Origin of the sequence: Kumtagia ephedrae (genome assembly GCF_003012745.1) — a bacterium.
Lineage (GTDB): Bacteria > Pseudomonadota > Alphaproteobacteria > Rhizobiales > Rhizobiaceae > Kumtagia > Kumtagia ephedrae.
Genome location: NZ_PXYK01000024.1, coordinates 1 through 13,046, shown reverse-complemented (window position 1 = coordinate 13,046; position 13,046 = coordinate 1). Strand labels below are relative to the sequence as shown.

Here is a 13,046-nt window from a genome sequence, read left to right as displayed (position 1 = left end):
TTGGCTCTCGCCCTTTTCTTTGCCGTCGCCTTCACGCTCGCCTCCGTCGAGCGTTCCCAGGCCGAGCGCATCCAGGGTTCCGGCTCGACTTTCGCCTTTCCGGTCATCAGTGCGTGGACGAAGAGCTTCCTCGAGTTCCGGGCGGCCGGCAGCGACTTCGTCTTCGGCGACATCGGCGTCGACTATGAGCCGATCGGCTCGCTCGGCGGTGTCATGCGGCTTGCCCAGCCGGAGGTCGATTTCGCCGCGTCCGACGCACCCCTCCCGCCGGAGGAACTGGCCAAGCTCGACCTTGCCCAGTTTCCGATCGTCATCGGCGGCCTGGCGGTGGTGGTCAACCTGGAGGGTGTCGAGCCCGGCCGGCTGAAGCTTGGCGGCGATGTCCTGGCGCAGATCTATCTCGGCAAGGTCACAAGCTGGAACGATCCGGCTGTCGTCGCCGTCAACCCCGATCTCTCTCTGCCCGACCTGCCGATCGCCGTTGTCCACCGTGGCGACGGCTCCGGCTCGACGCTGACCTGGACGCGCTATCTCTCCGCCGCGAGCGCCGAATGGCGCGAGCGCGTGGGTGCCGACACCCTGGTCGAGTGGCCGAAGGGGACAGCCGCGGAAGGGACCGCCGGGATGATCGCCGCCGTCAAGCAGACCGCTGGCGCGATCGGCTACATGGAATTCGGCCAGGTCGGCCGCGCCGGGCTGGTCTATGCCCAGGTCGGCAATCGCAGCGGCAATTTCATCGCGCCTGGCGCCGAAAATTTCGCGGCGACGGCGGCCAAGGCCGCCTGGGACCCGGAGCGCGACTTCTATCTCGAACTCACCGAGGTCGACGCCGCGGACGCCTATCCGCTCACCGCCGCGACCTTCGTGATGATGCACAAGAGCGAGCGCTCGGTGGCACGGACCCGCCGCACCCTGTTCTTCCTGTCGCACGCGCTGGAGCGCGGCGGCGAGGAGGCGGCCGGGCTCGGCTACGTGCCCCTGCCGGAGCCTCTGGTGCGCAAGGTCAAGGACTATTGGCATAGCACCCTGCCGGGCGGCGCCGGGCTCTGAGTAGCACAAGCACGCCTGGACGATTTTCGGGCCGAAAGGATCCACACCATGGAAGTCGACTATTTCCGCGAGATCATCGTGCCGGTCATCGGCGGTCTCGGCATCTTTCTGCTTGGCCTCGAATTCATGTCGAACGGTATCCAGGCGCTCGCCGTCAACCGCATGCGCGCGCTGCTGGCCAAATTCGCGGGAACGCCGGTCAAGGGCGTGCTCGCCGGAACCGTCATCACCGGCGTCCTGCAATCGTCCACGGCGATGACCGTGATGGTCGTCGGCCTGGTGAATGCCGGCGTCGTGGCATTGCGCCCGGCGATCAGCGTCATCATGGGCGCCAATATCGGCACCACGCTCGGCAACGGGCTGATCGCGCTGCCGCTCGGGCCGCTAGGCCTGCTGTTCGCCGGCGTCTCCGCGCTGGTCTACGTCTTCTCCAAGAGCGAGAGGGTGCGCAACATCGCGCTCGCCTGCATGGGCTTCGGCCTGATCTTCTACGGCCTCAACCTGATGACCGGCGGCCTGAAGCCGCTGCGCAACATGCCCGAGATCATGTCGCTGATTTCCAGCCTGAACGCCGACAGCTTTTTCGGCCTGCTTGGCTGCGTGCTGGTGGCCGCCTGCATCACAGCGCTGATCCATTCCTCGTCGGCGACCATCGGCATCGTCATGGGCCTCGGCGCGGCCGGCATCCTCGACTGGCAGACGGCGGTCGCCTTCTCGCTCGGCGCCGATCTCGGCACCACCATCACCTCCTGGATGGCCTCGCTCAATCTCTCCAAGAACGCCAAGCGCGCGGCCTACGCCCACATCTCCTTCAACTTCCTCGGCGTGGCCGTGATGCTGCCGCTGTTCTTCCTGTCGATGCAGCTCTTGGAAGCGGCGATGCAGTGGTTCGGCGGCGATCCGGGCCTGCCGGTCATGGTCAACGGCAAGGAAACCTATCCGCTGGTGCCGGTGGCCATCGGCATCTACTCGACCGCCTTCAACATCTTCAACACGATGCTGCTGTTCCCCTTCGTCGGCGTCTTCGAAAAATACCTGTCGCGGATCGGTCATACGGCGGCGGAGGAGATGGAGGACTATTCCACGCCGAAATATCTCGACCGCGCCTTCTCGGGCGATCTGCTGAAGGCCGTTCCCGCCGTGCAGCAGGAAACGCTGCGCGACCTCGAAGCCGGCGCCGTCTTCCTCGACATCGCGCGGGGCGCCAAGAATGCGCCCAAGGATCCGGGCGAGCATTTCACCGCCGTCGACATCCTCAACCGCGACATCCGCGCCTATTCGGCGTCGCTGTTCAAGGACGACATGCCCTACGACCAGCTCGACCTCGTCGCCAGCCTGATCGAGGAGGCCGACTTCACCGCGAGCCTCGCCGAGGCGCTGCATCAGGTGGCGCGGCGCGTGAAGCGCGAAAAATTCGGCGGCCAGGCCCAGGAGGTCGTCGACACGGCGCTGCTCAAGCTCGACCACGCCATGCGCCTGATCATGCCGAACGGCGGCGTGACCGCGCCGGCCATGCCGGCCGGCCACGTGCAGATCCCGACCGTGGAAGAGATGCGCGCCAAGGTGCTGAACACCGGGCCGGCGATCGGCGCCGCCGAGCGCGGCGCGATCCTCGCCATCCTCGGCAGCGTCGAGCGGGCGGACCTCCTGATCAACCGCATCGATGCGGAGCGCCGATCGGTGAACCGTGCCGGAGTGCTGGCCAAGATCAACGCCGCGGCGGCGCAGCGCCAGCAACGCACCGGCTATGCCGGTGATGCGGCGGCCGTGCCGGCTGAATAGGACCTCGATTCCGGCGGCGTCCGCCGACGGCGGCCGGGACGACACGTCCGCGGGAGATCAAGTCGCGGGCTCGGCGCTGTGCCGGGCCCGCGTTCGTTTGCGAGGTCGACCTTGGGAGGGAGTCAACCGCCACCGCTCTCTGACATGCTTTCGCGGCTCCATCCCAGCCAGGTCATCATTGGTAGCCAGCCCCGGCTGCGGTGACGTGGTCGAGCCTTTCGTTGCGGCTCAAAACCTGTTTGACTTGCCGTGAAACAGCCGGGGATCGGTCGATGCCGTCGCCAGAAGAACCTCACAACCGGCCTTGGGCTCTGGGGATCGGCTTCATGCTGGCGGTTGCCGTCGTGACCATCGCCGTCATCTGGACCTTGTATGGCGCGATATGGGGATAGGTCGGTTTGGCGACTTCGTACCTGCGCTGGACATGGTAGCCTGCCTTTCCGGCAGGACACGTCGACAGCGGCACTTGGCCATCAAGTTGATTTTTATAGTCAATTTGCGCGAGAGCTGGTGCCGCTTGCGTGACTCGAACACGCGACCCCATCATTACGAATGATGTGCTCTACCAACTGAGCTAAAGCGGCTGCCGGTTCGGGCTGGCCCGACGGTGAGCGCCTGATAGCCGGATTGCGCGGCAAATTCAAGCCGTCGAGGCGGCGATTTGCAGGGACTGCCGGACTGGCGGCGCGGCTTCATCCCGGGGCGCCCCGTCGGCCGCCGGGCCGGCTTGTCGGCGACCATCGGCGTTTCCCTTCCGTCCGCCCGTTGATTGAACGCGCCGCTGCCGCTAACGATCATGTGAAGGGTGTTCGGTTCGTGGGAGAACGGTTTGGATCCGATCGAGAAAGCGATCCGCGGCGCCTTGGAGAAAGGCGACGCCGAGGACAAGGCGTTTCGCGAAGGCGTGTACCGCAAGGCCTTCGCCGCGCTCGACCGCGCTTTGCAGGCCAACCCGCAACTGACGGTCGAGGCGGCGATCAATCGTCGCAAGGTGCTGCAGGCGAAGGTCGCCGAGATCGAGACGGAATTCATCCCGGCCGTGCCGGCGCCCGAGCCTGACCCGCTCGCCGGTGCTTTCGAGCTGCGCATGGAGCCGGGCGAGGCTCCGGCCGTATCGGCGCCCGAGGTGTCGGTGGAATCGCGGGCGAACGGCCGCCACGCCGGTGCTTCCGACGAACTCGGGCGTCTCGACATGCGCGCGGAGCGGGACGCGGCCGCTCCGGCACGGGCGCCGCAGTCGTCCCCTTCGGTCAGGCCCGATCCCGAGCCGGAGCGCGCCGCCCGCGGCCGCCGGCCGCTTGCCATGATCTTCGTTGCCGCCACGCTCGTCGCCCTGGTCGGCATGGGCGTGCTGTTCGCCTACCAGACCGGGCTGTTCAAGTCGCCCGAGGAGCGCGACACGTCCGTGCCGAACCCGCCGCAGACCGCCGGCGAGGAGGACTTCATCCCCGAGAACGAAGGGCCGCCGGTGCTCTCCAGCCAGCCCGATTTGCAGCGCGACTGGATCGGCATCTTCACCCCGGACGACGCGACGTCGGTGAGCGCGCCGGCGGGCACCAGTGCCGAGGCGATGGAGGACGACACCGGCAGCTTCTTCCGCATCCGCTCGAACGAATCGGGAGCGGCCGTCGTCTTCGACGTCGGCCAGGGCGTGCTGGAGAAGATCGCCGGCAGGAAGGCCACCTTCGACATCGTCGCGCGCGCCGCCGACGGGCAGGAGACGGAGATGGCGGTCGACTGCAACTTCGGCGAGCTCGGCGATTGCGGCCGCAAGCGTTATGCGGTCGGCTACGAAAGCGCCGACTTCCTGTTCGAACTCGCGCTGCCGGAGGAGGATCCCGGCGCCGGCGGCACCATCGCCATCATCCCGGACTTCGGCAACGAGGGCCAGGCGGTCGACATCTACGAGATCAAGGTCTCGGTCTCGCCCTGACCGCCGGCGCTCGCCGGCCCGGGCTCGTCGAGCAGCGCCTGCAGCGTCTCGATGCGGTCGGCTTCGGCCGCCGGCTTGTCCCAGCGCAGCCGCGAGATGCGCGGAAAACGCATGGCCACGCCCGAGCGGTGCCGGGTCGAGCGGTTGAGCCCCTCGAAGGCGATCTCCAGCACCAGCCCGCTGCGCTTGTCGGCGCGCACCGAGCGCACCGGGCCGAAACGCTCGACCGTGTTGTCGCGCACATATTTATCGATCTGCCGCAGCTCCTCGTCGGTGAATCCGAAATAGGCCTTTCCGACCGGCACCAGTTCCTCCGCCCCTTCGGGTCCGGCCCAGACGCCGAAGGTGTAGTCGGAATAGAAGCTGGAGCGTTTGCCATGGCCGCGCTGGGCGTACATCAGCACCGCGTCGACCGTGTGCGGGTCGCGCTTCCACTTGAACCACGGGCCCTTCGGCCGGCCGGCGAGATAGGGCGAGTCCTTGCGCTTCAGCATCACGCCCTCGATCACCGGATGCGGCGGGTGCCGACGCCTGTCGTCGAGTTCAGCCCAGGCGGCGAAGGCGACGATCGGCGAGACGTCGAAGCGGGAGGGATCGAGCCCGCCGACAAAGGATTCCAGCCGTGCCCGCCGCACGAGGAGGGGCAGGGCCCGCAGGTCTTCCGCGCCGTCCTGCAGCAGGTCGTAGCAGCGCACGAACACGGGAAAGCGCTCGCGCATCTTCGGCGACACGCTCTTGCGGTTGAGCCGCTGCTGCAGGTCGGAGAAGGTGCCGGTGTGCTGCGGCGGGTGGCCGACCAGCAGCTCGCCGTCGAGCGCGCCGTCGAAAGCCATCGCCTCGACGAGATCGGGGAAGGCGCCGGAGATCTCGTCGCCGGTGCGCGAATAGAGCTTTCGCACGCCGCCTTCCGCCACCACCTGGACGCGGATGCCGTCCCATTTCCATTCAGCCGCATAGTCGGCCGGATCGAGCTTCTCGAGGTCGTTGTCCTCGACCGGATGCGACAGCATCACCGAGCGGAACAGCGCGCGCGCCGTGCTTTGCGGCGGCGGCGCCTTGCCTTCCAGCCAGGCGAAGAGCGTGGCGTAGGGCGGCTCCAGCCCGTGCCAGACCTCCTCGATCGCGCTCACCTCGATCTTGCCGAGATCGGCCAGCGCCTGCTTGGCGAGCCTGGCCGACACGCCGATGCGCAGGCCGCCGGTCACCAGCTTGATGATGGCATAGCGCGCCGAGATGCCGGCGCTGTCGAGGAGTTTCGCCAGCACCGCCGGCCCGTCGGAACGACTCGCCGATTGCAGCGCGGCAACCACCTCGCCCAGCGTCGGCGCGTGGTTCGGCTTCTTCTCCGGCGGCGGGTCGGGCCACACCAGCGACACCGTCTCGGCGAGGTCGCCGACATAGTCGTAGGAATAGCCGAACAGCACCGGGTCCATGCGCTCGGTGACCAGCATCCGCAGCATCGCCGGCTTCACCGCCGCGATCGACAGGTCGCCGGTGAGCGCTGCCAGCGCATAGCCGCGGTCGGGGTCCGGCGTTGCGACGAAATAGTCGCTCATCAGCTTCAGCTTGCCGTTGCGCGACGGCGTCAGCACCAGACGGTCGAGGAGTTCCGCGAAGGATTTCATCAGTCGCCCTCGTCCTCGTAGCCGACCAGATGCAGCGGCCGCGCGGCGATGCCGGAAAGCTCGCACCAGCGCACCAGCGCCTCCTCGCGGCCGTGCGTGACCCACACTTCGCGGGCGCCGGTCTCGCGGATCGTTCGGGTCAGCTCGTCCCAGTCGGCATGATCGGAGATGATCAGCGGCAGCTCGACGCCGCGCTGTTTTGCGCGCTGGCGGATGCGCATCCAGCCCGAGGCGAAGCAGGCGATCGGCTCGGGAAAGCGCCGGGCCCAGCGGTCGGCGAAGGCGGATGGAGGACCTATGACGATGGCCCCGGCGAAATCGGCCTTGGTGTTGTCCTCAAGCGTCGCCGGCTGAAGCTCGCCGAGGTCGATGCCGCGGCTCTGATAGTAGGCGCTGAGCTTCGCCAGGGCGCCGTGGATATGGATCGGCTGGTCGAAGCCGGCCTCGCGCAGCAGCCGCATGACGCGCTGCGCCTTGCCGAGCGCATAGGCGCCGACGAGATGCGCGCTCTCCGGGAACTGGCGGACGGACTTCAGCAGGCGGGCGATCTCGTCGCTGTCCGGCGGATGGCGGAAGACCGGCAGGCCGAAAGTGGCCTCGGTGATGAACACGTCGCAGGCGACCGGCTCGAACGGCGCGCAGGTGGCGTCCGCCTGGCGCTTGTAGTCGCCGGAGGCGACGATGCAGGTGCCGTTGTGCGCGACGGCGATCTGCGCCGAGCCCAGCACATGCCCGGCCGGGTGGAAGGTGACGGATACGCCGTTGATGGCGATCTTTTCGCCGAGTTTCGCGGCCTGCGTCGAGCCGGCAAAACCGTCGCCGTAGCGCAGGCCCATGATGTCGAGCGTTTCCTTGGTGGCGAGCACAGCGCCGTGGCCCGCACGGGCATGGTCGGAATGGCCGTGGGTGATGAGCGCCCGGCCGACCGGCCGGACCGGGTCGATGAAGAAGTCGCCAGGCGGGCAATAAAGGCCTTCCGGCCGCGGGTGAAGCAGGTCGCGGGCACGCATGAGGCCGAAGATAAGGTTTTGCACGCGCAAGCAAAGCCTTGTGTCGCAGACTGCTGACTCGGCGGGGGCATTCGCGGCCGGAACGGGTGTTGGCGCCGGGGACAGTTTACTTTTTTCGGCCCGCGCGACCTCTGAACCGCTGCGGCATTTCTGCCGAAAGAAACTAAACTGTCCCCTGTAGCCAAGCCTCATCCTCGCCACGCCCTGCTTTTCGCAGTCTGGCCATTGAAAGGAAAGTGCGGGAAGCGGGGCGCGGGGCCGAGCCTCTCTAAGTAAAGTACGTGGCGCGGTGACCCGCGCCCCGCCGGCGTTCTTGCCCGTCCGCTAGCTCTGCATTTCCGCAGGTGTCGCGGCTGGGGCCCGGGTCTCCAGCTCTCGCCAGCCGCGCTACCGATTGCACGACCGACCCGGCGCCGACGCTCCCTCCTGATACCCGGTGCGCACCAGATTCCCGCAAGGGAGCGGCTTTCGGGCGCAAGTATAGGGGAGGCGAGAAGGGAGGGGATAAAGTCGCTGCCGTCAGCCTGTTCGCCCGAGCCAGCGGAAACGGTCAAGTGACGGGGAAATTTCGCTTTTCTGGTTCGCGTCGGCTTTGAAGCGGCACCGTTTTTCGGCGGAAGGAAAGAAAACTATCCCCTTATCCCGCTCGTGTCCGTCGTCGGGCGAGCCGAAATGCGGCGGAGATGCGGGGCTTCTGCACCGCCGGAGCACTTCGCCACCGGTACGGCATGGATCCTAGGGTCTCCGCCTCCGCTTCGCTCCGGCTCCGCCCTAGGATGACGAATTCGTCGGACGTCTCCGCCAATCGCCGACGTCGGAGACTAGCGGTAAACCCCTTTTGCCTTCGTCATCCTATGGCGGAGCAGGCCGAAGGCCGTCGCGGAGACCATAGGATCCATGCCGGAACGCCAGCGAAGTGCTCCGGCGGTGCGGAACGGGATGACCGGGCCTCGTAGAAAATCGGCGCAGGTGTCCGTCGCCGACGCCGGCGACATTCTCAGCTACCCCGCGAACACCCGCTTCGGCTTGAACATGCCTGCCTCGATCTCGCCGATCGCCACCAGTTTTCCACGCGCGGTGGCGCAGGCCTCGTCGGCCTGCACCGGCGCGTCGCGGCCGCGCAGGATGATCGGGTTGCCGAGCCTCAGTTTGGCCGCCGCGTCGTCGGTGATCGCCACCTGCGGCAGGCAGTCGAGCGCTTCGCCGGTGTCGAGCAGGAAGGCGTCGAGGGCGACAAAGCGCTCGCCCTGCGCCGCGAACGGGCGGCCGCCTTCCGGCGCAGCCTCCTCGCGCTTGGGCGCGGCGGCCTCCAATGCGTCGAGGGGCACGAGGTCGTCGGCCGTGAACGGAAAGACCTCGGTGCGGCGCAGCGTGGCGATATGGCCGTAGCAACCGAGATCGCGGCCGAGGTCGCGGGCGAGCGAACGCACATAGGTGCCCTTGCCGCACTCGATCTCGAAGATGGAATTGCCTTCCGGCGTCGTCTCGATCAGCTCCAGCCGCCCGATCTCGACCTCGCGTGCCGGGATGTCGACCGTCTCGCCCTCGCGGGCGAGGTCGTAGGCGCGCTCGCCGGCGATCTTGATGGCGGAGAACTGCGGCGGCGTCTGCATGATCACGCCGGTGTAGTTCGGCAGCAGGGCGCGGATCTCCGCCTCGCCGGGCCGCTTGTCCGAGGTTTTCGTCACCGGGCCTTCGAGGTCGTCGGTGGAGCGCTCCTCGCCCCAGGCGACGGTGAAGCGGTAGACCTTCGCGCCGTCCTGCACGTAAGGCACGGTCTTGGTCGCCTCGCCGAGGGCGATCGGCAGCATGCCCGACGCCAGCGGGTCGAGCGTGCCGGCATGGCCCGCCTTCTCGGCCTGGAACAGCCATTTGATCTTGGACACCGCCTCGGTCGAGCCCATGCCGACCGGCTTGTCGAAAACCAGCCAGCCGGAGACCGGCCGGCCCTTCTTCTTGCCGCGACGGGCCATCAGTCCCTCCCCCCCGAGGGCAGCGTGGCCGCATATCGGATTTCAGCGACTGCTGCCCGGCCCGCACCCCCACCCCTAACCCCTCCCCACAAGGGGGAGGGGGACTTCGCGGCCGTTGTGCAACGCGAAATCGTCGGCGATTGTGCCTGGCGGAGAGCCAGCCGGTCCCCCTCCCCCTTGTGGGGAGGGGTTAGGGGTGGGGGTAATTCCATATGCGATAGCCCTGCCCTCGAGGGGAAGGTGGCCGCGAAGCGGCCGGGAGGGGTCGCCCCGGAAGGGCTCGACCCGATCAATACGTCCCGCGCTGCCGCGATTACCCCCTCTGGCTGCTTCGCAGCCATCTCCCCCTCAAGGGGGGAGAGCATGTCGGCGTCCGTCATTCCTCGTCCTTGTCCAGATCGCGCGCCACCTCGGGCGACCTCAGCAGGCGGTCGATCTTCGAAAAATTGTCGTAGCTGGTGTCGAGCCGGAAGCGGAATTCCGGCATGTATTTCATCTGCCTGAGCGCGGCCGCCGCGCGCCCGCGGATGAAGCGGGCGTTGCGGTTGAGCGCGGCGATGACGGCTTCGTCGTCGGCCGCGCCCAGCGGCGCGACGAAGGCGGTGGCGATCTTGAGGTCGGGCGACATGCGCACTTCGGAGATCGAGATCACCGTCGTCTCGATCAGGTCGTCGCGCACCTCGCCGCGCTGCAGCACGTCGGAAAGCGCGTGGCGCACCTGCTCGCCGACGCGCAGCATGCGCTGGGAGGGGCCACTGCTACTTTGAGTCATAGTTATAGTTCCATTGAGAGCGCGGGACGTTCCCGAATCTACGCCATCAGATCAGTTTTGGCGACGTTTCGCCTTTTTTACATAGTCAATCGTTTGTACGATTTTGCGGCTTGAGCAGCCTCCTGAAGCAACTTCTTGACGAACTTGCTTCAAATTGTTCTGGCCAAGCGCATTCAACCGAAATGAGGTTTCCTCGGCGTTGATGCCGTGCTTCTGTGACAATGCCTGGATGGCTTGAACATACTGCGGCAAACGTGACTTGATAAAGGTGACTTCACTTTTGCTAAACGCGCCGGGGCAATATTCGCTGACACCAAGCGCTGCAGCATACTCGCCATAGAGATCGATTGCGGTTCTGAGCACAAGGTCTGCTTGAGCGGAACGGTCATCCGCCCAAGCGGCTTTGCCCGAGAAAACGACTACAATAGACCACAAAACCACAACCGCGGCGAAACCTACATTAGGTTTCGCACCACATGGTCGTGCGATCATATCGAGGTCTCCGCGAGTTACAGCGTCCTCGTCACCATCTCGACGCGGAAGCACTCGATGATGTCGCCCTGGCGGATGTCCTCGTAGTTCTGGAAGGCCATGCCGCACTCCTGGCCGACCGGCACCTCGGGCACCTCGTCCTTGAAGCGCTTGAGCGTCTTCAGCGTGCCCTCGTGGATGACCACGTTGTCGCGGATCAGGCGCACGCCCGCACCGCGCTCGACGCGGCCCTCGGTGACGCGGCAGCCCGCGACCTTGCCGACCTTGGTGATGTTGAACACCTCGAGGATCTCGGCATTGCCGAGGAAGGTCTCGCGGCGCTCCGGCGAGAGCAGCCCCGACATCGCCGCCTTCACGTCATCCACCAGATTGTAGATGATGTTGTAGTAGCGGATCTCGATGCCGGCGTGTTCGGCCGCCTGGCGGGCCTGCGGGTTGGCGCGCACGTTGAAGCCGATGATCGCCGCGCCCGACGTATCGGCCAGCGAGATGTCGCTTTCCGTGATCGCTCCCGCGCCGCTGTGCACGATGCGGGCCCGAACCTCGTCGGTGCCGAGCTTGTCGAGGGCGACGATGATCGCCTCGACCGAACCCTGCACGTCACCCTTGATGACCAGCGGAAACTCCTTGATGCCGGTCGCCTGAAGCTGCGACATCATCTGTTCCAGCGAGCCGCGCTGGCTGACATGCTTGGCGACGGCCTTGTCGCGCGCCTTGCGCTGGCGATACTCGGTGATCTCGCGGGCGCGGGCCTCGGAGTCGACCACCGCGAAGCGGTCGCCGGCCATCGGCGTGCCTTGCAGGCCGAGAACCTCCACCGGCTGCGAGGGCAGGGCGCCCTCCAGCTGATCGCCGCGGTCGTCGAGCAACGCCCTGACGCGGCCCCACTCGTTGCCGGCCACGATGATGTCGCCGACCAGCAGGTCGCCGGTCTGCACGAGCACGGTGGCCACGGGGCCACGGCCCTTGTCGAGCTTGGCTTCGATGACCACGCCCTCGGCGGTGCGGTCCGGATTGGCCTTGAGGTCGAGCAGTTCGGACTGCAGCAGGATCGCTTCCAGCAGCTTGTCGAGGCCCTGGCCGGTCTTGGCCGAAACCTCGACGTCGAGAACCTCGCCGCCCATCGATTCGACGAAAACCTCGTGGCGCAGCAACTCGCTGCGCACCTTCTGCGGATCGGCCTCGTGCTTGTCGATCTTGTTGATCGCCACGATGATCGGTACGCCGGCGGCCTTGGCATGGCTGATCGACTCGATCGTCTGGGGCATGACCGAATCGTCGGCCGCCACCACCAGCACCGCGATGTCGGTGATGTTGGCGCCGCGGGCGCGCATCGCCGTGAAGGCGGCGTGGCCAGGCGTGTCGATGAAGGTGATCTTCTGGCCGTTCTTCTCGATCTGGTAGGCGCCGATATGCTGGGTGATGCCGCCGGCCTCGCCGGAGACGACGTTGGCGTTGCGGATGGCATCGAGCAGCGAGGTCTTGCCGTGGTCGACATGGCCCATGATGGTGACGATCGGCGGACGCTGCCGCAGGTCCTCGGGGTTGTCGGGGCCGCCGAAGAAACCTTCCTCGATGTCGCCCTCGGCGACGCGCTTGACCGTGTGGCCGAACTCGGACGCCACCAGCTCGGCCGTGTCGGCGTCGAGCACGTCGCCGGGCTTCAGGATCTGGCCCTGCTTCATGAAGTACTTGACGACGTCGACGGCGCGCTCGGACATGCGCTGCGCCAGTTCCTGGATGGTGATCGTCTCGGGCAGCACCACCTCACGCGAGATCTTCTCGCGCGGCTCCTGGTGCATGGCGCGCTTGAACTTCTCCTGGCGCCGGCGCATCGCCGACAGGGAGCGCGCGCGCGCATCCTCGTCGCCGGTCGCCGAGCTGACGGTGAGCTTGCCGCGCCGCCGGTCGTCGTCGCCGCGCGTCTTGGTGGGCTTGGCGACTTCGGGCGTGACCGGACGGCGAACCGGAGCGCCGCGCGCGGCACCCGCGCCGGCGCCGATGCCGAGACGTGGACGAGCCGCAGGCTCTTCGTCGTCGCTGGCGGTCTCCAGCTGGGGAGCGCGGCGACGCGCTTCCTCCTCGGCGCGCTTGCGCGCCTCGGCTTCCTTCTGAAGCCGCGCCTCTTCCTCGGCCTGGCGGCGGGCGGAGGCCTCGCGCTCGCGCTTGCGCTGCTCTTCGTCCTCGGCGCGGCGGCGTGCTTCCTCCAGCGCCCGGTGGCGGTCTTCCTGCTCGCGCGCCTTGGAGCCCTCGAGCGCGCGGCGGCGTGCCTCGATCTCGCTGATCGAGAGTTCGTTCAGAACCATGCCGCTGCGCTCGGGCTGCGGGCGCGGCGCCTCGCGCGGCGGCGGGGCCGGCTGCGGCCGCGGCGGGCTCTGGGGAGCGGGCGCAACGGCCTGCGGCGCGGCG

At 67.2% G+C, this 13,046-nt stretch carries 9 protein-coding genes and 1 tRNA gene; 3 read left to right on the top strand and 7 right to left on the bottom strand.

What is annotated here, in order from left to right; genetic code table 11:
• Complete coding sequence (gene pstS / locus C7I84_RS21795; RefSeq protein WP_245428556.1) at window positions 1–1,050, top strand: phosphate ABC transporter substrate-binding protein PstS; 1,050 nt, start codon at window positions 1–3, stop codon at window positions 1,048–1,050.
• A 48-nt stretch (window positions 1,051–1,098) separates the two neighbouring features.
• Complete coding sequence (locus tag C7I84_RS21790) at window positions 1,099–2,832, top strand: Na/Pi cotransporter family protein (protein WP_106774329.1); 1,734 nt, start codon at window positions 1,099–1,101, stop codon at window positions 2,830–2,832.
• Between the two features lie 508 nt (window positions 2,833–3,340).
• On the opposite strand, the gene C7I84_RS21785 is transcribed toward C7I84_RS21790, so the two are convergent.
• Window positions 3,341–3,416 (bottom strand) — tRNA-Thr (locus C7I84_RS21785).
• 245 nt (window positions 3,417–3,661) lie between these two features.
• On the opposite strand from C7I84_RS21785, the gene C7I84_RS21780 reads away from it, so the two are divergent.
• Window positions 3,662–4,765: a hypothetical protein gene (locus C7I84_RS21780; protein WP_106774328.1), complete on the top strand. Its 1,104-nt coding sequence runs from the start codon at window positions 3,662–3,664 to the stop codon at window positions 4,763–4,765.
• Here C7I84_RS21780 and C7I84_RS21775 read toward each other — a convergent pair.
• From C7I84_RS21775 to infB, 6 genes are all read right to left on the bottom strand, one after another.
• Window positions 4,735–6,390 (bottom strand): cisplatin damage response ATP-dependent DNA ligase, encoded by a 1,656-nt coding sequence (locus C7I84_RS21775; RefSeq protein WP_106774327.1) that lies wholly within the window; start codon window positions 6,388–6,390, stop codon window positions 4,735–4,737. The genes C7I84_RS21780 and C7I84_RS21775 overlap by 31 nt on opposite strands.
• A complete protein-coding gene (locus C7I84_RS21770) occupies window positions 6,390–7,400 on the bottom strand; it encodes a ligase-associated DNA damage response exonuclease (protein WP_106774326.1) in 1,011 nt (336 codons plus the stop codon). The genes C7I84_RS21775 and C7I84_RS21770 overlap by 1 nt, the downstream gene beginning before the upstream one ends.
• A gap of 1,001 nt (window positions 7,401–8,401) precedes the next feature.
• Window positions 8,402–9,373 carry a tRNA pseudouridine(55) synthase TruB gene (gene truB, locus C7I84_RS21765; RefSeq protein ID WP_106774325.1) on the bottom strand — a complete coding sequence of 324 codons (972 nt, stop codon included), beginning with the start codon at window positions 9,371–9,373 and terminating at the stop codon, window positions 8,402–8,404.
• 376 nt (window positions 9,374–9,749) lie between these two features.
• The gene (rbfA, locus tag C7I84_RS21760; RefSeq protein ID WP_106774324.1) at window positions 9,750–10,145 is read right to left on the bottom strand and encodes a 30S ribosome-binding factor RbfA; all 396 of its coding nucleotides are present in this window, start codon (window positions 10,143–10,145) and stop codon (window positions 9,750–9,752) included.
• Window positions 10,146–10,196: 51 nt separating this feature from the next.
• Entirely contained in the window at window positions 10,197–10,637 is a 441-nt protein-coding gene (locus C7I84_RS29780; RefSeq protein WP_133170136.1) for a hypothetical protein, read from the bottom strand.
• A 17-nt stretch (window positions 10,638–10,654) separates the two neighbouring features.
• The coding region (infB, locus tag C7I84_RS21755) for a translation initiation factor IF-2 (protein WP_106774323.1) at window positions 10,655–13,046 on the bottom strand (2,392 nt) is incomplete at its 5' end.

Excerpts from the sequence above, each read along its gene's own strand:
- C7I84_RS21790 (WP_106774329.1), top strand. The coding sequence starts at position 1,099 with ATGGAAGTCGACTATTTCCGCGAGATCATCGTGCCGGTCATCGGCGGT.
- C7I84_RS21775 (WP_106774327.1), bottom strand. The coding sequence starts at position 6,390 with ATGAAATCCTTCGCGGAACTCCTCGACCGTCTGGTGCTGACGCCGTCG.
- C7I84_RS21770 (WP_106774326.1), bottom strand. The coding sequence starts at position 7,400 with ATGCGTGCCCGCGACCTGCTTCACCCGCGGCCGGAAGGCCTTTATTGC.
- truB (WP_106774325.1), bottom strand. The coding sequence starts at position 9,373 with ATGGCCCGTCGCGGCAAGAAGAAGGGCCGGCCGGTCTCCGGCTGGCTG.
- rbfA (WP_106774324.1), bottom strand. The coding sequence starts at position 10,145 with ATGACTCAAAGTAGCAGTGGCCCCTCCCAGCGCATGCTGCGCGTCGGC.
- C7I84_RS29780 (WP_133170136.1), bottom strand. The coding sequence starts at position 10,637 with ATGATCGCACGACCATGTGGTGCGAAACCTAATGTAGGTTTCGCCGCG.